The organism is Streptomyces sp. NK15101 (assembly GCF_020400725.1).
Lineage (GTDB): Bacteria > Actinomycetota > Actinomycetes > Streptomycetales > Streptomycetaceae > Streptomyces.
On record NZ_JAINVG010000118.1, the window covers coordinates 1 to 17,868 of the forward strand.

Annotated in this window: 16 protein-coding genes and 1 pseudogene; 9 read left to right on the forward strand and 8 right to left on the reverse strand. The window is 73.8% G+C overall.

What is annotated here, in order from left to right:
* A pseudogene (locus tag K7G60_RS35410) lies at positions 1 to 342 on the reverse strand (phenylacetic acid degradation protein PaaN); the annotation flags it as partial.
* A 124-nt stretch (positions 343 to 466) separates the two neighbouring features.
* Between K7G60_RS35410 and K7G60_RS35415 the strand changes: the two are divergent.
* Together K7G60_RS35415 and K7G60_RS35420 are read left to right on the forward strand one after the other, a co-directional pair.
* Positions 467 to 2,041, forward strand: a complete 1,575-nt coding sequence (locus K7G60_RS35415) for a 3-hydroxyacyl-CoA dehydrogenase (protein WP_225805065.1) — start codon at positions 467 to 469, stop codon at positions 2,039 to 2,041.
* Positions 2,038 to 2,631 (forward strand): TetR/AcrR family transcriptional regulator, encoded by a 594-nt coding sequence (locus tag K7G60_RS35420; protein WP_225805066.1) that lies wholly within the window; start codon positions 2,038 to 2,040, stop codon positions 2,629 to 2,631. Before K7G60_RS35415 ends, K7G60_RS35420 begins: the two co-directional genes overlap by 4 nt.
* 185 nt (positions 2,632 to 2,816) lie before the next feature.
* On the opposite strand, the gene K7G60_RS35425 is transcribed toward K7G60_RS35420, so the two are convergent.
* On the reverse strand, positions 2,817 to 3,356 hold the full coding sequence (locus K7G60_RS35425; protein WP_374115732.1) for an Lrp/AsnC family transcriptional regulator: 540 nt from the start codon (positions 3,354 to 3,356) through the stop codon (positions 2,817 to 2,819).
* A gap of 177 nt (positions 3,357 to 3,533) precedes the next feature.
* Here K7G60_RS35425 and pdhA point away from each other — a divergent pair, with 177 nt between their 5' ends.
* The 7 genes from pdhA to K7G60_RS35460 all read left to right on the forward strand — a co-directional run bounded on the left by pdhA (position 3,534) and on the right by K7G60_RS35460 (position 11,576).
* The gene (gene pdhA, locus K7G60_RS35430; protein ID WP_225805067.1) at positions 3,534 to 4,691 is read left to right on the forward strand and encodes a pyruvate dehydrogenase (acetyl-transferring) E1 component subunit alpha; all 1,158 of its coding nucleotides are present in this window, start codon (positions 3,534 to 3,536) and stop codon (positions 4,689 to 4,691) included.
* Positions 4,691 to 5,737, forward strand: a complete 1,047-nt coding sequence (locus tag K7G60_RS35435; RefSeq protein ID WP_225805068.1) for an alpha-ketoacid dehydrogenase subunit beta — start codon at positions 4,691 to 4,693, stop codon at positions 5,735 to 5,737. The genes pdhA and K7G60_RS35435 overlap by 1 nt, the downstream gene beginning before the upstream one ends.
* Positions 5,737 to 7,119, forward strand: a complete 1,383-nt coding sequence (locus K7G60_RS35440; RefSeq protein ID WP_225805069.1) for a dihydrolipoamide acetyltransferase family protein — start codon at positions 5,737 to 5,739, stop codon at positions 7,117 to 7,119. The genes K7G60_RS35435 and K7G60_RS35440 overlap by 1 nt, the downstream gene beginning before the upstream one ends.
* A gap of 135 nt (positions 7,120 to 7,254) precedes the next feature.
* On the forward strand, positions 7,255 to 8,145 hold the full coding sequence (locus K7G60_RS35445; protein ID WP_225805070.1) for an NTP transferase domain-containing protein: 891 nt from the start codon (positions 7,255 to 7,257) through the stop codon (positions 8,143 to 8,145).
* Positions 8,142 to 9,449, forward strand: coding sequence for a molybdopterin molybdotransferase MoeA (locus tag K7G60_RS35450; protein ID WP_225805071.1), 1,308 nt, complete (start codon positions 8,142 to 8,144; stop codon positions 9,447 to 9,449). The genes K7G60_RS35445 and K7G60_RS35450 overlap by 4 nt, the downstream gene beginning before the upstream one ends.
* Before the next feature lie 20 nt (positions 9,450 to 9,469).
* A complete protein-coding gene (locus K7G60_RS35455; RefSeq protein ID WP_225805078.1) occupies positions 9,470 to 10,531 on the forward strand; it encodes a TrkA family potassium uptake protein in 1,062 nt (353 codons plus the stop codon).
* A 58-nt stretch (positions 10,532 to 10,589) separates the two neighbouring features.
* The gene (locus K7G60_RS35460; RefSeq protein WP_225805072.1) at positions 10,590 to 11,576 is read left to right on the forward strand and encodes an NAD(P)H-quinone oxidoreductase; all 987 of its coding nucleotides are present in this window, start codon (positions 10,590 to 10,592) and stop codon (positions 11,574 to 11,576) included.
* Between the two features lie 66 nt (positions 11,577 to 11,642).
* On the opposite strand, the gene K7G60_RS35465 is transcribed toward K7G60_RS35460, so the two are convergent.
* From K7G60_RS35465 to K7G60_RS35490, 6 genes are all read right to left on the reverse strand, one after another.
* Positions 11,643 to 12,188: a bacterial proteasome activator family protein gene (locus K7G60_RS35465; RefSeq protein ID WP_308083038.1), complete on the reverse strand. Its 546-nt coding sequence runs from the start codon at positions 12,186 to 12,188 to the stop codon at positions 11,643 to 11,645.
* A 97-nt stretch (positions 12,189 to 12,285) separates the two neighbouring features.
* Positions 12,286 to 15,150: an ABC transporter permease gene (locus K7G60_RS35470; protein WP_225805073.1), complete on the reverse strand. Its 2,865-nt coding sequence runs from the start codon at positions 15,148 to 15,150 to the stop codon at positions 12,286 to 12,288.
* A complete protein-coding gene (locus K7G60_RS35475; protein WP_225805074.1) occupies positions 15,147 to 15,881 on the reverse strand; it encodes an ABC transporter ATP-binding protein in 735 nt (244 codons plus the stop codon). Before K7G60_RS35475 ends, K7G60_RS35470 begins: the two co-directional genes overlap by 4 nt.
* Positions 15,882 to 16,019: 138 nt before the next feature.
* Positions 16,020 to 16,748, reverse strand: a complete 729-nt coding sequence (locus tag K7G60_RS35480; protein WP_225805075.1) for a helix-turn-helix transcriptional regulator — start codon at positions 16,746 to 16,748, stop codon at positions 16,020 to 16,022.
* 96 nt (positions 16,749 to 16,844) lie between these two features.
* Positions 16,845 to 17,576, reverse strand: a complete 732-nt coding sequence (locus K7G60_RS35485) for a hypothetical protein (protein WP_225805076.1) — start codon at positions 17,574 to 17,576, stop codon at positions 16,845 to 16,847.
* A gap of 158 nt (positions 17,577 to 17,734) precedes the next feature.
* Positions 17,735 to 17,868, reverse strand: a 134-nt coding sequence (locus K7G60_RS35490; protein WP_225805080.1) for a PASTA domain-containing protein, incomplete at its 5' end; no start/stop codon positions are given.

A 17,868-nucleotide genomic window follows, 5' to 3' on the forward strand; every position in this document is an offset into this window, starting at 1 on the left:
GCCGGCGTCCCGCCAGGCACCCATGCCGGCGCGCATCGCGGGGAGCAGCACGTCGAGGTCTGCGTGCGGGTACTCGATGCCGAGCGATGGGCCGTACGGCGAGACCTCGCCTCCGGTCCAGCCGTCCGTGCCGGGCTGGTCGAGCTCGAAGCGGGTGTTCAGCGCGGACTGGTGGGCGGCGAGGCCCGCCGCGGCGTCGAGCGAGCCGTCCGCGCCGTACGCCTTCGGATGCTCGGGGTACGGCGACCAGTAGGCGCGGGTGCGGATGGTGGCGAGCGCCTGGTCGAGTGTGGACCGGTGCTTCTCGGCCAGACGGTCGGTGGTCAGCTGAGCGGTGGCCATCGATGGACCAACTCCTCGTCGAGCTGGGCAGGGAGACGCGTACGGAGTTAGAGTAACCGAACGATCGGTCGGGACAAGGGGGTCCGTCGATCCTGTGGAAAACCCATCGGGGAGGATCACTCCTATGAGCGCCAACGTGACCGTCAGGGGGAGCGACGACGTGACCGCCGCCGTGGAGCAGGACCACACCGCCGCCATCGGAAGGGACCGTGCCGTCGCCGTCGTCGGCACCGGCACCATGGGCCAGGGCATCGCGCAGGTCGCGCTGGTCGCCGGCCATCCCGTGCGCCTCTACGACAGCGCCCCCGGCCGGGCCGCCGGGGCCGTCGCCGCCCTCACCGCACGACTGGACCGGCTCGTGGAGAAGGGGCGCCTCGACGCCGCCGCGCGGGAGGCCGCCGTCGGCCGGCTGCACGCGGCCGAGGACCCCGCCGAGCTCGCGGACGCCGCCCTGGTGATCGAGGCGATCGTCGAGGACCTCTCGGTCAAGCAGCGCCTCTTCGCCGACCTGGAGAAGATCGTCGGCGACGACACCGTCCTCGCCACGAACACCTCCTCCCTCTCCGTCACCGCCATCGCGGGAGGGCTGCGGCTGCCCGGCCGGTTCGTCGGACTGCACTTCTTCAACCCGGCGCCGCTGCTCCCCCTCGTCGAGGTCGTCAGCGGCTTCGCCACCGACGCGGACGTCGCCACGCGCGCGTACGAGACGGTCAAGGGCTGGGGCAAGGCGCCGGTGCGCTGCGCGGACACCCCCGGCTTCATCGTGAACCGGGTCGCCCGCCCCTTCTACGCCGAGGCGTTCCGGGTGTTCGAGGAGGGCGGGGCCGATCCCGCCACCATCGACGCGGCCCTGCGCGAGTGCGGCGGCTTCCGCATGGGGCCCTTCGAGCTGACCGACCTCATCGGCCAGGACGTGAACGAGGCCGTCACCCGGTCGGTGTGGGAGTCCTTCTACCAGGACCCCAAGTTCACCCCCTCGCTCGCGCAGCGCCGGCTCGTCGAGTCGGGCCGCCTCGGCCGCAAGTCGGGACACGGCTGGTTCCCGTACGCGGAGGGCGCCGAGCGGCCCGCGCCGCACACCGCCCCGCCGGCCGAGGCGCCCGCGCGGATCACCGTGCGCGGCGACCTGGGGCCCGCCGAGCCGCTGGTCGGGCTCTTCGAGGAGGCCGGGGTCGAGGTCCGGCGCGAGGACGGCGACGGGTACGTCCAGCTGCCCGGCGGCGCCCGGCTCGGCCTCGCCGACGGAGAGACCGCCTTCGAGCACCACGACGAGGAGATCGTCCACTTCGACCTCGCGCTGGACTACGCGCGCGCGAGCCGGATCGTCCTGTCGACCGGCGAGCACACCTCGGACGGGTCCCTCGCCGAGGCCGTGGGCCTCTTCCAGGCGCTCGGCAAGCAGGTGTCCGTGATCGGCGACGTGCCCGGCATGATCGTCGCCCGTACGGTCGCGATGCTCGCCGACCTCGCGGCCGACGCGGTCGACCGGGGCGTCGCCACCGCCGAGGACGTCGACACGGCGATGCGCCTCGGGGTCAACTACCCCGTCGGCCCGCTGGAGTGGGCCGGGAAGGTGGGGCACGAGCGCGTTCGGGACCTGCTCATGGAGCTGCACACGCGCTACCCGACGGGGCGGTACGCCCCCAGCCTGGCCACCGCCCGCCGGGGATACGCCGAGGAAGGGCGGGACTCCCGATGACCACGGCCAAGCGCGACACGTACACCCCCGAGACGCTGCTGTCGGTCGCGGTGCGGGTCTTCAACGAGCGCGGTTACGACGGCACGTCGATGGAGCACCTGTCCAAGGCGGCCGGGATCTCGAAGTCCTCGATCTACCACCACGTGGCCGGCAAGGAGGAGCTGCTGCGGCGCGCGGTCAGCCGGGCGCTCGACGGGCTCTTCGCGATCCTCGACGAGCCGGGCGCCGGGCGCGGCCGGGCCGTCGAGCGGGTCGAGTACGTCACGCGCCGCACCGTCGAGGTGCTGATAGCCGAGCTGCCGTACGTGACGCTGCTGCTGCGGGTGCGGGGGAACACCGCCACCGAGCGGTGGGCGATGGAGCGCCGCCGGGAGTTCGACCACAAGGTGGCCGAACTGCTGAAGGCCGCCGCCGCCGAGGGCGACCTGCGGGCCGACGTGGACATCCGGCTCGCGACCCGGCTCCTCTTCGGCATGATCAACTCGCTGGTGGAGTGGTACCGGCCGCATCCGGACGCGGCGGCGGAGCGGGAGCAGCTCGCCGAGACCGTCGCCCACCTGGCCTTCGACGGGCTGCGGACGGCCCGCTGAGGCGTATGCCCCGCTGAGGCGCACGACGGAGCCCCGCAGGCCGCGCACAAGCGGCCGCGGGGCTTCGTCGTCCCCTCGGGGCTTCGTCGTCCTCTCGTACGGCCCGCTGCCCCTCTCGTACGGCCCCACCGCCCCTGGGGGCCGCTGATCCCCCGTACGGCCCATCGCGGGCCCGATGGGTGGGGTCAGCGGCCCGGGAGGCGGTGGTCCGGGTCGAGGTCCGTCTCCTCGAAGACCAGCAGGGTCCGGGTCGAGAGCACCTCCGGGATCGACTGGAGCTTGGTGAGCACCAGCTCGCGCAGGGTCCGGTTGTCGGGGGTGTGGACGAGCAGCAGGACGTCGAAATCGCCGCTGACCAGGGCGATGTGCGCGGCCCCCGGCAGGGCCTGGAGCTGTTCGCGCACGGTCCGCCAGGAGTTCTGGACGATCTTGAGCGTGATGTAGGCGGAGGCGCCGTGCCCCGCCCGCTCGTGGTTGACGCGGGCGCTGAAGCCGCGGATCACCCCGTCGTCGATGAGCCGGTTGATCCGCGCGTACGCGTTGGCCCGGGAGACGTGCACCCGCTCGGCCACGGAGCGGATCGAGGCGCGGCCGTCCGTCTGCAGGATGCGGAGGATGTCGCGGTCGATGGCGTCCAGCGGGCGCGCCGGAGCCCCCGTGGGCCCTGCCGTCGGCGACGGGGCGACGACCTGCTCCCAGTCGTCGGCCATTTGTTCATCCGCCATGTGCCCCCGCCTCTCTCCGGTGGACGACCTGCCCTTATCCCAGGCTGTGGAGAACCGTTTGTCCACAGGCTGGAGGTGCCTGTAGCCAAAATGCCTCCACGACCGAACAATCGGTAGGTGAGGCGCGCCACACTCGCGCCACCCGCCTTCGGGTCTTATGCCCGCTCCCATGAGGAGGTGGACTCGTTGCAACAGCGCAGTTCGACAGTCCAAGAGCCGCCCGGTGCCGTCCCCGCTGACCGGCACGCCCCGCCGACGTGGCAGCCGCGTACGGACCCCGCCCCGCTGCTGCCGGAGGCCGAGCCGCTGCGCGTGCTCGGCACGGACGCCATGGCCGACGCCGACCCCGCGCTGCTGCTCCGGCTCTACGCGGAGCTGATCCGCGGCCGCCGGTACAACACACAGGCCACCGCCCTCACCAAGCAGGGCCGGCTCGCCGTGTACCCGTCCACCACCGGCCAGGAGGCGTGCGAGATCGCCGCCGCCCTCGCCCTGGAGGAGCGGGACTGGCTCTTCCCCTCGTACCGCGACACCCTGGCGGCCGTCGCCCGGGGCCTCGACCCCGTCCAGGCCCTCACCCTGCTGCGCGGCGACTGGCACACCGGGTACGACCCGCACGAGTACCGCGTCGCGCCGCTCTGCACGCCCCTCGCCACCCAGCTCCCGCACGCCGTGGGCCTCGCCCACGCCGCCCGCCTCAAGGGCGACGACGTCGTGGCCCTGGCCATGGTCGGCGACGGCGGCACCAGCGAGGGCGACTTCCACGAGGCGCTGAACTTCGCCGCCGTCTGGCAGGCCCCCGTGGTCTTCCTCGTGCAGAACAACGGCTTCGCGATCTCCGTGCCGCTCGCCAAGCAGACCGCGGCGCCCTCCCTCGCCCACAAGGCCGTCGGATACGGCATGCCGGGCCGGCTCGTCGACGGCAACGACGCGGTCGCCGTCCACCAGGTGCTCACCGAGGCCGTGGCCCGCGCGCGGCGCGGCGGCGGCCCCACGCTCGTCGAGGCGGTCACCTACCGGATCGACGCCCACACCAACGCCGACGACGCGACCCGCTACCGCACGGCAGACGAGGTCGAGGCCTGGCGGGCACACGACCCGATCCTCATCCTGGAACGGGAACTGACGGAGCGTGGACTGCTCGACGAGGACGGCAGGCGCGCGGCGGCCGAGGCCGCCGAGACGATGGCGGCGGAGCTGCGCGAACGGATGAACGCCGATCCGGTTCTCGACCCGATGGAGCTCTTCTCCCACGTCTACGCGGAGCAGACGACACAGCTGCGCGAACAGGCGGCGCAGCTGCGCGCCGAGCTCGAAGCCGAGGGTGAGGCGTGATGACGACCGCGACGACCGGCCCCGCTGCGGCCAAGGCCGGCGGCGACGCCGCCAAGCCGAAGCCCGCGACGATGGCGCAGGCGCTCCAGCGCGCCATGCGCGACGCGATGGCCGAGGACCCGACCGTCCATGTGATGGGCGAGGACGTCGGCACCCTCGGCGGCGTCTTCCGGGTCACCGACGGGCTCGCCAAGGAGTTCGGCGAGGACCGGTGTACGGACACCCCGCTGGCGGAGGCGGGCATCCTCGGCGCGGCCGTCGGCATGGCCATGTACGGCCTGCGACCGGTCGTGGAGATGCAGTTCGACGCGTTCGCCTACCCGGCGTTCGAGCAGCTGCTCTCCCACGTGGCGAAGATGCGGAACCGCACCCGTGGCGCGATGCCGATGCCGATCGTCATCCGCGTCCCGTACGGCGGCGGGATCGGCGGCGTCGAGCACCACAGCGACTCCTCCGAGGCCTACTACACGGCCACCCCGGGGCTGCACGTCGTCACCCCGGCCACCGTCGAGGACGCCTACGGGCTGCTGCGCGCGGCCATCGCCTCCGACGACCCGGTGGTCTTCCTGGAGCCCAAGCGGCTCTACTGGTCCAAGGCCGACTGGTCCCCCGAGGCGCCCGCGCCCGTCGAGCCGATCGGCAAGGCCGTCGTGCGGCGCCGGGGCACCGGGGCCACCCTGATCACCTACGGTCCCTCGCTGCCGGTCTGTCTGGAGGCGGCGGAGGCCGCGCAGGCCGAGGGCTGGGACCTGGAGGTCGTCGACCTGCGCTCGCTCGTGCCGTTCGACGACGAGACCGTCTGTGCCTCGGTGCGACGCACCGGCCGTGCGGTCGTGGTCCACGAGTCGACCGGCTTCGGCGGCCCCGGCGCGGAGATCGCCGCGCGCGTGACCGAGCGGTGCTTCCACCACCTGGAGGCCCCGGTGCTGCGGGTCGCGGGCTTCGACATCCCGTACCCGCCGCCGATGCTGGAGCGGCACCATCTGCCGGGCGTGGACCGGGTCCTGGACGCGGTGGCGCGACTGCAGTGGGAGGCGGGCAGCTGATGGCACAGGTCCTCGAGTTCAAGCTGCCCGACCTCGGTGAGGGACTCACCGAGGCCGAGATCGTGCGCTGGCTGGTCGCCGTCGGCGACGTCGTCGCCATCGACCAGCCGGTCGTCGAGGTCGAGACGGCCAAGGCCATGGTCGAGGTTCCCTGCCCGTACGGCGGTGTCGTCACCGCCCGGTACGGCGAGGAGGGCACCGAACTGCCCGTCGGCGCACCGCTCCTGACGGTTGCCGTCGGAGGCACGGGCGCGCCGGAGGAGCTCGCGGAGGCGGCTCCGGAAGCGGCCCCCACGAAGGGCCGGGGCGACGCCGATGCGGCCGTCTCCTCGGAGTACTCGGGCAACGTGCTCGTCGGCTACGGCACGGCCGGGCCCGCCGCCCGCCGTCGCCGGGTGCGGCACACGAACCCGGCAGCCGCCCAGGCGCCGGCCGCCGCCCGTACTCCTGTGGCCGCTCCGGCCGCTCCGGCCGCTCCGGCGGCCGGCGGGCACACGGGTCCGGTGCCCGTCATCTCCCCGCTCGTGCGGAAGCTGGCCCGGGACGGGGGCCTCGATCTGCGGGAGGTGCGCGGATCCGGGCCCGAGGGGCTGATCCTGCGGGCCGACGTGGAGCGGGCCCTCGCGGCCCTGGAGCAGCCGGCCGCCGCGCCGGTGACCGCCCCGAGCCCCGCCGTGGCCTCCGTCGCGACGGCCGGCGAGCGGGTTCCGCTGCGCGGGGTCCGCGGCGCGGTGGCGGACAAGCTGTCCCGCAGCCGTACGGAGATCCCGGACGCGACCTGCTGGGTCGACGCCGACGCGACCGAGCTGATGGCGGCACGGACGGCGATGAACGCGGCCGGCGGGCCGAAGATCTCGCTGCTCGCGCTCCTCGCGCGCATCTGCGTCCACGCCCTGGCCCGCTTCCCCGAGCTCAACTCCACGGTGGACACGGCCGCCCGGGAGATCGTCCGGCTGCCGTCCGTGCACCTCGGCTTCGCCGCCCAGACCCCGCGCGGGCTCGTCGTCCCCGTGGTCAAGGACGCGGGGACCAGGACGGCCGAGTCGCTGACGGCGGAGTTCGCCCGGCTGACCGAGGCGGCCCGGCAGGGGGCGATCACCCCGGCCGATCTGACCGGCGGCACGTTCACCCTGAACAACTACGGGGTGTTCGGGGTCGACGGCTCCACGCCGATCATCAACCACCCCGAGGCCGCCATGCTCGGTGTCGGCCGGATCATCCCCAAGCCCTGGGTCCACCAGGGCGAACTGGCGGTCCGTCAGGTGGTGCAGCTCTCCCTCACCTTCGACCACCGTGTCTGCGACGGCGGCACGGCGGGCGGCTTCCTGCGGTACGTGGCGGACTGCGTCGAGCAGCCTGCCGTCCTGCTCCGCACGGTCTGACGGGGAACGGCCGGCCGTACCGGACCCCCACCCGGTGCGGCCGGCCGCCCGTGCGGCCCCGTCTACCGTGCGGCCCCGTCTCAGCAAGGGAGACGGGCCCGTCGGCGGTGGGCCCGTGCGGCCCATACTGCTGGGGTGACCACCGCATACGACGCCGTCGTGCTCGCCGGGGGCGCCGCCCGGCGCCTCGGCGGCTCCGACAAACCAGGGATACGGGTCGGGGGCCGGGCCCTCCTCGACCGGGTGCTCGCGGCCTGTCCCGACGCCGACCGGACCGTGGTCGTCGCGGCCCCCCGCCCGACCGTCCGCCCCGTCCGCTGGGCCAGGGAGGACCCGCCCGGCGGCGGCCCGCTGGCCGCGCTCGACGCAGGCGTCCGGGAGACCGGCGCCGACGTCCTCCTCGTCCTCTCCGCCGATCTGCCCTTCCTGGACGGAGCCGTCGTCCGTCGCCTCCTCGACGCGCTCGACGCGACCCCCGGGGCCGAGGCCGCCCTCCTCACCGACGCCGAGGGGCGGGACCAGCCGCTCGTCGCCGCCTACCGCCGCGCCCCGCTCCTGCGTGAGCTGGCTCTCATCACCGGCCGGCGAGGCACCCTCGACGGCGGCCCCCTGCGTCTCCTCACCGGGGGACTGAGCCTCACCCGGGTCGCCGCGGACCCCCTCGCCTCCTTTGACTGCGACACCTGGGAGGACATCGCCACGGCCCGGACGCGCATCAGGGAGCATGGGAACGTGCTGAATGAATGGATCACCGCAGTCAAGGACGAACTGGGTATCGAACTGGACGTCGACACCGGCGTGCTGCTCGACCTCGCCCGTGACGCCGCCCACGGCGTGGCACGCCCCGCCGCGCCCCTGACCACCTTCCTGGTCGGCTACGCGGCCGGCCGCGCGGGTGCCGAGGGCGGGCCGGAGGCCGTCGCCGCGGGCGCCCGCAAGGCCGCGGCGCTCGCCCAGCGCTGGGCCGCCGAACAGGACGCCGTACAAGGCGCCGAGCAGAACGCCGAGCAGGACAAGGCCGGATGACTCCGAAGGAACTCCTCCCCGTGGCCCCCGGAACCGCCACCGGCGCGAAGGCCGGGCCGCCGCACAGGGCCGCCCCCTGGCCCGAGGCCCGCGCCGCCGCCGCCCGTGCCGGGAGCGCCGCGCGGGCCGGCCGTGAGCCTCGGCGCCTTCCGCTCGGGCGGGCGCTCGGCCAGGTCCTGGCCGAGCCGCTCCTCGCCCTCACCGACCTGCCCTCCTTCGACACCTCCGCCATGGACGGCTGGGCCGTCGCGGGCCCGGGCCCCTGGACCGTCCGGGCGGAGACCCCCGTCCTCGCCGGTCACGCGCCCGTCGCCGCCCTGACCAGTGGCGAGGCCGTACGGATCGCCACCGGCGCCCCGGTCCCGCCCGGGACCACCGCAGTCATCCGTACCGAGCACTCCCGTACGGAACGGGCCGGGGCCCTTCCCGGGCCGGGGCCGCTGCTGCACGCGCTGCGTGACGTGGTCTCCGGCCAGGACATCAGGCCCCGGGGCCAGGAATGCCGGTCCGGCGACGAGCTGCTGCCCGTGGGCACCGCCGTGACCCCCGTCGTGCTGGGCCTGGCCGCTGCCGCCGGATACGACGAGCTCCCCGTGCCACCACGCCCCCGGGTCGAGGTCCTTGTCCTCGGCGACGAGCTGCTCACGGCCGGTCTCCCCCACGAGGGGCTCATCCGTGACGCCCTCGGCCCGATGCTCGGCCCCTGGCTCGCGGCGCTCGGCGCCGAGGTGCTCGCCACCCGGCGGATCGGCGACGACGCCGAGGAGCTGTACGCGGCCGTCACGGGCTCCGCCGCCGACCTGGTCGTCACCACCGGGGGCACCGCCGCCGGACCCGTCGACCACCTGCACCGCGTCCTCGACAAGGCGGGCGCCGCGCTCCTGGTCGACGGGGTGAAGGTCCGCCCCGGCCATCCGATGCTCCTCGCGGCCCTGGGCGGCGGCCGCCACCTCGTCGGCCTGCCCGGCAACCCGCTCGCCGCCGTCTCCGGGCTCCTCACCCTCGCCGAGCCGCTCCTCGCCGCCCTGGGCGGCACCCCCCTCGCCGAGGGCCGTGCCCCCGTCCTGGACGAGGTGCACGGGCACCCCCACGACACCCGGCTCGTCCCGGTCGTCCGCCGGGGCGAGCAGCTCGTTCCCCTGCGCTACAACGGGCCGGCGATGCTCAGGGGCATCGCCGTCGCGGACGGCATGGCCGTCGTCCCGCCCGGTGGCGCCCGGTCCGGCCAGGAGCTGGACGTCCTCGACCTTCCCTGGTCGCCGACGTCGGGCGCCGTACCGGCCCAAGGAGCGTGTTTCACGTGAAACTTCCCAGTCGTGACGTGATGGCCCGCCAGGCGGACGAACGGGTCTCGGGTCCACGGATCCAACTGCCCCGCAGGATCGTCGAGAGGCCGCTGCGTCAGGTCGGGAAACGGCTGCTCATGGCGCTCGGCGTGCTGATCGTGACGGTTCTCATTGTCTACCTCGACCGCGAGGGCTACCACGACAACTCCGACGAGACGCTCGACTTCCTCGACAGCGTCTACTACGCGACCGTGACGCTCTCCACCACGGGATACGGCGACATCGTCCCGTACAGCGACTCGGCGCGGCTCGCCAACATCCTGCTGGTCACGCCCCTGCGCGTGCTCTTCCTGATCATCCTGGTCGGCACCACTCTCGAGGTCCTCACCGAACGGACCCGGGAGGAGTTCCGGCTGAACCGCTGGAGGTCCACCTTGCGCGAGCACACCGTCATCGTCGGTTTCGGGACGAAGGGGCGGTCCGCGATCCAGACGCTCTGCGCGACCGGACTCCGCAAGGACCAGATCGTCATCGTCGACCCCTCCACGAAGGTGATCGAGACGGCGAACGCGGACGGGTTCGTCGGCGTCATCGGCGACGCGACTCGCAGTGACGTGCTGCTCCGCGCCGAGGTGCAGCGCGCCCGGCAGATCGTCATCGCCACCCAGCGCGACGACACGGCGGTCCTGGTCACCCTCACGGCACGCCAGCTCAACCGGGGCGCGAAGATCGTCGCGGCGGTCCGCGAGGAGGAGAACGCGCCGCTGCTCCGCCAGTCCGGGGCGGACGCGGTCATCACCAGTGCCAGCGCCGCCGGACGCCTCCTCGGCCTCTCCGTGCTGAGCCCCAGCGCCGGCACGGTGATGGAGGACCTCATCCAGCAGGGCTCGGGCCTCGACCTCGTGGAACGGCCGGTGACCAAGAGCGAGGTCGGCAAGAGCGTGCGGGAGACCGGCGACCTGGTGGTGAGCGTGCTCCGCGGCCACCGGCTCCTCGGTTACGACGATCCCGCGGCCAGCCCGCTCCAGCTCACCGACCGGGTGATCACCATCGTGCGCGCCGCGCCGGTGACCCCCCTCTCCACGCCGCCGGAGGACTGACCCGCCGGAGCACCGGCTCACCGGAGGACCGGTCCGCCGGACGAGTAGCCTCGCCGCCATGCATGCGATCACGATTCCGGAACCCGGCGGCCCCGAGGCGCTCGTCTGGGCCGAGGTGCCCGATCCCGTACCCGGCGAGGGCGAGGTGCTCGTCGAGGTGGTGGCCAGCGCGGTCAACCGCGCCGATCTGCTCCAGCGCCAGGGCTTCTACGACCCGCCGCCCGGCAGCTCCCCGTACCCCGGCCTGGAGTGCGCGGGCCGGGTCGCCGCGCTCGGTCCCGGAGTGTCCGGCTGGGCCGTCGGCGACGAGGTGTGCGCGCTGCTCGTCGGCGGCGGCTACGCGGAGAAGGTCGTGGTCCCGGCCGGCCAGCTGCTGCCGGTGCCGGAGGGCGTCGACCTGGTCACGGCGGCCGCGCTCCCCGAGGTCACCTGCACGGTCTGGTCCAACATCTTCATGCTGGCGCACCTGCGGCCCGGCGAGACGCTGCTCGTGCACGGCGGCGCGAGCGGCATCGGCACGATGGCGATCCAGCTGGCGAAGGCGGTCGGCGCGCGGGTCGCGGTCACCGCGGGAGGCCCCGAGAAGCTGGCGCGCTGCGCCGAGCTGGGCGCGGACATCCTCATCGACTACCGCGAGCAGGACTTCGTCGAGGAACTGGCGAAGGCGACGGACGGCGCGGGCGCGGACGTCATCCTGGACATCGTGGGCGCCAAGTACCTGGAACGGAACGTGAAGGCGCTGGCCGTGAACGGACGGCTGGTCGTCATCGGCCTCCAGGGCGGGGTGAAGGGCGAGCTGAACCTCGGGGCGCTGCTCGCGAAGCGCGCCGCCGTCCTGGCGACGACGCTGCGGTCCCGTCCGGCGCAGGAGAAGGCGGCGATCGTCGCGGCCGTACGGGAGCACGTCTGGCCGCTGATCGGCGCGGGCACGGTCCGGCCGGTCGTCGACCGGACGCTGCCGATGCCGGAGGCCGCCGAGGGGCACCGGGCGCTGGAGGAGAGCGGTCACGTCGGCAAGGTGCTGCTGCTCGCACCGCGCGCCTGACCCGCGTACGGAAGGAGGGGCCCGGCACACGAGGTGTGCCGGGCCCCTCCCGCGTACGGACGTGACCTACAGGTACGGTCCCGAGCGCACCGCGTGGCCGTGGCCGTGGTCGTCGTCATCGTCGTGGGACGCGCCCGCAGGCAGCGCGCGGCGCATCTGCTCCAGCTGCGCGCGGGCCGCCATCTGCTGGGCGAACAGCGCCGTCTGGATGCCGTGGAACAGGCCCTCGAGCCAGCCCACCAGCTGCGCCTGCGCGATGCGCAGCTCCGCCTCGGAGGGGATGGCCTCGTCCGTGAACGGCAGGGAGAGCCGCTCCAGTTCCTCGACGAGTTCGGGCGCGAGCCCGTCTTCCAGTTCCTTCACGGAGCTGGCGTGGATGTCCTTGAGCCTGACCCGGCTCGCCTCGTCGAGAGGGGCCGCCCGTACTTCCTCCAGGAGCTGCTTGATCATGCTGCCGATCCGCATGACCTTTGCAGGCTGCTCGACCATTTCCGTCACCGGGACCTCGCGGGGTTCGTCGTCGCCCTGAGTGCCGCCGAGCGCCATCCCGTCCTGTCCCACGATGAGGACCTGGGGGCTCTCCTGCGACCTGTCATTCCTCGGCATCTCCATGCCGCCATTCTCTCGTACGCATGCCTCACCACACGGTGTGCCCCTGTACGGGGGTGATCCACCCTCGTACAGGGGCACAGGACGAGAACGAAGACCGTCAGGTCGCCGCGCGCCGGGCCAGCGCACCGCGCGAACGGGTCACCAGGGCGGCGAGGAGGGCGGCGCCGAGCGGGACGGCGACGATCAGGCCGGCCAGCGTCTCCCAGGGGATGACGATCGGCACCTCGGGCGGGGTCAGGTCGCCGCTCCAGCCCTCGGCGAGGTTCTGCTCGTAGTACCGGATCTGTTCGCGCTCCTCGGTGAGCCGGAGCCCGATGGCGGGGAGCAGTCCGGCGGCCGAGCCGAGGACCACGCCCATCGCGGCGACGACTCCGCACTGGAACCCGCTGAGCGTGCGACGGACCCGGGGCGGGGCGCCCACGGCGGCGAGCGTCTTCAGGTCGGCCTCCGCGTCGGCCTGGGCGAGTCCGGTGGCGATGCCGGCGGCGCCGATGGTGACCAGGCCCGCGAAGACGGCCAACGAGAGCAGGATGATGCCGTATTCGTTGACGAACCCTTCTTCCAGGTGGACTTCGACGTCGCTGCCGAGCTTGGCGAGGTCGCTGTCGAGCTTCTGGCGCTGCTCGGAGTCCGGCAGCCGGTCGGTGCTGACGTACACGCCCAGCGGCACGGTGGAGAGGCCGGCGGCCTTGGCGGTGGCCGGTGTCATGAGGGCCTGGAGGCCGTAGGACTTCTTGTCGCCGGGCACCAGGTAGGCGGGCAGGGAGCTGACCTTGCCGGGGGCGGGACGGCCCTGCTCGGAGGCCTTGTCGGCGGCGGCGATGTCGGTGATCTGCTTGATCCCGACGGTGCCGTCCTCGCCGACCAGGGCGCGGTTGAAGCTGACGATCCTGCCGTCGGCGAGGGCCTTCACGGTCGCGGGGTCGTCGACGCCGAGGACCTGGAGCAGCTTGGCGTCGCCGATGAGCAGGCCGCCGTCGGAGACGTACATCCCGCTGCCGGCTGAGTCCTTGCAGCGCCAGTCCTCCGTGAGCAGCTTCCGGCGCTGCTCGGGCGTGTACTTCTCCGAGGGGTCGCCGCCGCCCGGGACGGGGGCGTACAGCGGGCACTCGTTCGCCGGGGGGACGACGACCTCGTAGCGGCCGCAGCCCTCGCCCTGGCCCCAGGGCGGGCAGCCGGGCTTGCCGACCGAGACGCGTCCGACGTCGGCGCGGACGTCGACGGGGAAGTTGCGCTGGACGGCCTCGCGGACGGCGGGGACGTCCCGGCCGCCCTCTTCCTGGACGAAGGCGGAGGCGACGCCGTACGGCAGCGTGGCCTCGTACTCGGCCCTGTTCTGGGCCTCGCGGCCGGCCATGTACGTGGTGACGGCGACCGTGCCGGCGACGGCGGCGAGGACGGCGGCCACGGCGGGTGCCGTGCGGCCCCGGTTGCGGACGGCGTCCCGCAGCGCGAGGCGCGGGGAGAGCGGGAGCCAGCGGCCGGTCCGCCCGAACAGGCCCACCAGCGCGGGGGTCATGGCGACGACACCGAGCTCGGCGAGGGCGGACCCGGCCGCCACGAGGGCGACCTGCTCGGAGACCATCGAGCCGAAGAGGGCGATCGCGCCGCCGACGAGGAGCGCCGCCAGGCCGATCAGGGGAAGTACGCGGCTGCTGCGGCGGATTCCGCGCCGGCCGGTGAGCGAGGCGAGGACGGTCTGCCGGGAGGCGGTGACGGCCGGGACGATCGCGGCGAGCAGACCGGTCAGGACCGCGAGCAGCGCGATGCCGAGCAGTTCGAGCGGCCGGATGTCGAAGGCACCGAAACGCTGGCCCATGGCGTCCTCGAGGACCGGCTGCAACACCAGGGTCAGGACCACGGCGAGGACGGTGCCGATGACGGCGGCCGCGACGCCGATGACCAGACCGCCGCTCAGCACGATGGCCCGGATGTGGCTGCGGGCACCGCCGTTGGCGCCGACCAGACCGAGCTGACGGCGCGAGCGGCGGGCGCCGACCGCGAAGGCGGGCCCGGCGAGGAGGCAGATCTCCAGCATCGCCAGGCCCACGACGGTGGCGAGGGAGGCGAGTTCGGCGGTGTCGGCCGCCGGGCTGGACTCGTAACCGCCCCATCCTTCCTTCTGGTTGAGCGGGACCTCGGACGCGGCCGGCGGGTCGAGCACCACGGCGCGCGAGACGACGGCGACGCCCTCGGCGTTGATCTCCTTGACGCTGTTCCACGTGAAACCACCGGACTTGCGCACCAGATACGAGACGGAGGTCTCGGGAGCGGGCAGACCGGCCTTCTCGGCCGCCTTCGCGTACGGGGCGAGGAAGGCGCCGGGCAGCGCGTTCACCTGGTCCGTGTCGAGGGAATCGGGAAGTTCGTAGGAGCCGACGATCCGGTACGGGCGATCGAAATTGCGGGCGGAAAGGGTCGAGCCGATCGACAGACCGCTCGTCTCCAGGAAGTGCGAGGTCGCCATGACCTCGTCGTTCTTCTCCGGGAAACGCCCCTCCAGAAGCGTCATGATGCCCCGGGCGACCGGATCGGACGCCTTGAGCTCACGCACCTCGGTCCCGAGCAGACCGTGGGCCGTCGTCAGCTTGGCCGCACCGACGGCGTCCGTGAGGACGGTGGAGCCCGCCGGTATGACCTTGGCGACGTCGGTGGGGCCGCTCGGCCACGGCTCGTCCCCGTAGTCCTTGGCCGTCGTGTGCATCTCGCCGGTGGGGTCCTGGAAGATCGGGACACCACCGACCTGGGCGTCCCTGAAGCGCGCGTCGGCCGCGCCGATCGTCCGCTCCAGCCGCTCGGCGGGGGACAGTTCGGAACTGCGGTAGGTCAGGTCGAGGGCGCTGACGCCCAGGATGGGCAGCGCGATCATCGCGAGGACGAGGGCACTGCGGCCCTTGGAACGCCAGGCGTCGCGGCGGGCTATGCGGATCGCGGCCCGCCAGGAGTGGAACCAGGTCTTCACGCGTCGGCCGCCTGACCCGAGAGGAGCGAATCGGCCTCGCTGCGCACGGTCTGGTCGACGATGGAGCCGTCCCGCAGGAACACGACCCGGTCGGCCCAGGCGGCGAACCTCGGCTCGTGGGTGACGAGGACACCGGCGGCGCCCGCGTCGCAGCGGGAGCGGAGCAGGGCGAGCACGGACTCGCCGGTCTCGGAGTCCAGGGCGCCGGTCGGCTCGTCGGCGAGGACGAGCCGGCGGTCGCCGACGAGGGCGCGGGCGATGGCCACGCGCTGCTGCTGGCCGCCGGACATCTCGTCGGGGAAGCGGTCGGCGAGGTGGCCGAGCCCCATCTCCTCCAGGGCGGCGACGGCCTCGACGCGCGCCTTGCGGGCCGAGGTCCCGTCCAGCTCGCGGGGCAGGGCGACGTTCTCGGCGGCGGTCAGGGCCGGGATGAGGTTGTAGTCCTGGAAGACGTAACCGATGCTGCGGCGGCGCAGGGCCGCGAGTTCCTTGACGCTCGCGGTGGTGATGTCGGTGTCCTCGACGATCACCCGGCCCGAGCTGGGGGTGTCCAGGCCGCCGGCGATGGTGAGCAGCGTGGATTTGCCGGAGCCCGACGGGCCCATGACGGCGACGAGTTCACCGGGGTACACGGCGAGGTCGATGCCGCGCAGGGCGTGCACCTCGGTGGCGCCCGCGCCGTGGACGCGGGTCAGGTTCTGCAGTTGCAGCACGGGCTGCTGTGTCGACATGGAGGGGTCCCCCCGTTGGCCGTACGCGGCGATCGGGCCGGGTACGGGAGCGTGCGGTGGAAGGTGGTGCGTCGGAGGTACGGGCGGGGCGCGGAGGTGCGGTCGGAGCACCCCGGGTGTACCGGTGGTCGATGGGCGCTAAGAGGCCGGAGCGCCCGGGCTCGAAGCCGCCGGAGTGCCCGGGCTCGAAGTACCCGGGCCGCCCGGGCTCGAAGTCGCATGACCGGCCGGGGCGTTCGAGACGGCGGGGACGGCCGGGCCGACGGGGGAGCCCGGTGCCGCCGGTCCCACGGGTCCGGTCGCCGGGCTCTCCGCGGCGGCCGTCGCCGACAGGCGGATCAGCCGGGACTCGCAGTGGTCCAGCCAGCGGGCCTCCGCCTCGGTCTGGAAGATCAGCTGTTCCAGGACGAGCAGCCAGGCCACGTCGTCCCGCTCCCGGGCCCCGCCGCCCTCGACGGCGAGCAGGGCCCGCGCCTTGAGCCGGGTGTAGTCCTGCATGGCCTTCACGGTGTGCCGGCGCTGGGACTGGATGACGTCGCGGATGTCGACGCCGGGCGCGCCCACGGCCATGGCGAGCTTGATGGCCAGCTCGTCGCGGGCGGGGCTGGTGCGGTCCACCGGCTTCTCGAACCAGGTCCTGAGCTCGGCGCGGCCGCTGTCGGTGATCGCGTAGAGCGTGTGCCCGGCCGCGTCCTCGCCGCCCTGGGCGACCATGCCGTCGCGTTCGAGCCGGTTGAGGGTCGTGTAGACCTGGCCGACGTTGAGCGGCCAGGTGGAGCCGGTGCGGGACTCGAACTCCGTACGGAGCTGGGAGCCGTAGCGAGGGCCGCGTTCGAGGAGGGCGAGGAGCCCGTGGCGGATCGACATACTCAGTATGTATACCGGGTATGCCACGGCGGACAACCGTCCTGAGAGGGAAGCGGAGGGTCCGACTCAAGGGGGACCCGGGTGTCCCCGGCGGGGTCAGCGGCGGCGCATCCGGAGCCCGAGGAAACCGATCCCGCACCCCATCAGGGTCAGCCCCACGCCCAGGGTGAGGACGGGAATCCGCTGGTCGACGAAGGTGGGCGCGGCCTCGCCCGCCAGTCCGGGGGCGGCGGCGGGCAGGCTGGCGGGCGCCGCCTCGGGCGGCAGCGGGTCCCCCTCGCGTACCGGCTCGCCCGCCTCCTCGGCGGCCTCGTGCCCGCGTGAGGTTGTAGCAGTTTCGGTACGAGAGGGGCGGGAGGGACGGGAAGGAGGCTGGGCGCTTGCCGCGGCGGAGGCGGAGGGCACGGCGGGCTCGGAGCGCCCGGGGCGGGGTCTTCCCTCGCCCTCGGGCCGCCCCGCGAGGGAGGCGGAACGGCTGGGCGTGGGGGCGTCGGAGGGCTCGGCGCTCGGGGCGGGCGGTGAGGACGCCCCCGTCCCGGTGGGCGCGGGCGCCGGGGAGACGGGCGCGCGGGTGCCCCCGTCACCCGCCGGGGGCGCAGAGGCGGACGGGGAGACGGACGGGGAGGGGGAGCCCGGCGGCGCGGTCGAGGAGGGCGTGGCGGAGGACGGGGTCGCCACCGGCGTCGGGGCCGCGCTGCCCATCGAGGTGCCGGGGGCCTGCGCCGCGTACGCGAGGGGCGTGACGTACAGGGCGCAGGCGCAGGCGAACGCGCAGGTGAGCGCGGGGCGCAGGGCCCGCGCGCGTGCCCTGCGGAGTGCTGGAGCCACCGGGTGACCCCCTCCCGTACCGAGCCGCCGATATGGTCGATTCAGCGTAGACATGCCCGATTCGTTCCGGCATCCGGGACGGGGCGGGAGGCGTACGGCGGGCTCCGCGGCCGCCGTGGCGGGCGGCCCGTCGACTACTGCGGCGGGTGACCCGTCGGCTACTGCGGCGGGTTGCCCGTCGAGATCTTCAGGGTGAACTCGGCGTCCTCGGCCGTGATGTCCTCGCCGGCCGGCGGGTACTGCTCCAGGACCGTGCCCTCGCCGTACGTGGACTCGTCCACAGGGGTCTGGG

What these genes read in the sequence shown, in the direction of transcription:
- K7G60_RS35465 (WP_308083038.1), bottom strand. Translation starts at nt 12,188, where the DNA reads ATGGAGATGCCGAGGAATGACAGGTCGCAGGAGAGCCCCCAGGTCCTC.
- K7G60_RS35420 (WP_225805066.1), top strand. Translation starts at nt 2,038, where the DNA reads ATGACCACGGCCAAGCGCGACACGTACACCCCCGAGACGCTGCTGTCG.
- K7G60_RS35475 (WP_225805074.1), bottom strand. Translation starts at nt 15,881, where the DNA reads ATGTCGACACAGCAGCCCGTGCTGCAACTGCAGAACCTGACCCGCGTC.
- K7G60_RS35415 (WP_225805065.1), top strand. Translation starts at nt 467, where the DNA reads ATGAGCGCCAACGTGACCGTCAGGGGGAGCGACGACGTGACCGCCGCC.
- K7G60_RS35455 (WP_225805078.1), top strand. Translation starts at nt 9,470, where the DNA reads ATGGCCCGCCAGGCGGACGAACGGGTCTCGGGTCCACGGATCCAACTG.
- K7G60_RS35480 (WP_225805075.1), bottom strand. Translation starts at nt 16,748, where the DNA reads ATGTCGATCCGCCACGGGCTCCTCGCCCTCCTCGAACGCGGCCCTCGC.
- K7G60_RS35450 (WP_225805071.1), top strand. Translation starts at nt 8,142, where the DNA reads ATGACTCCGAAGGAACTCCTCCCCGTGGCCCCCGGAACCGCCACCGGC.
- K7G60_RS35460 (WP_225805072.1), top strand. Translation starts at nt 10,590, where the DNA reads ATGCATGCGATCACGATTCCGGAACCCGGCGGCCCCGAGGCGCTCGTC.
- K7G60_RS35440 (WP_225805069.1), top strand. Translation starts at nt 5,737, where the DNA reads ATGGCACAGGTCCTCGAGTTCAAGCTGCCCGACCTCGGTGAGGGACTC.
- K7G60_RS35425 (WP_374115732.1), bottom strand. Translation starts at nt 3,356, where the DNA reads ATGGCGGATGAACAAATGGCCGACGACTGGGAGCAGGTCGTCGCCCCG.
- K7G60_RS35435 (WP_225805068.1), top strand. Translation starts at nt 4,691, where the DNA reads ATGACGACCGCGACGACCGGCCCCGCTGCGGCCAAGGCCGGCGGCGAC.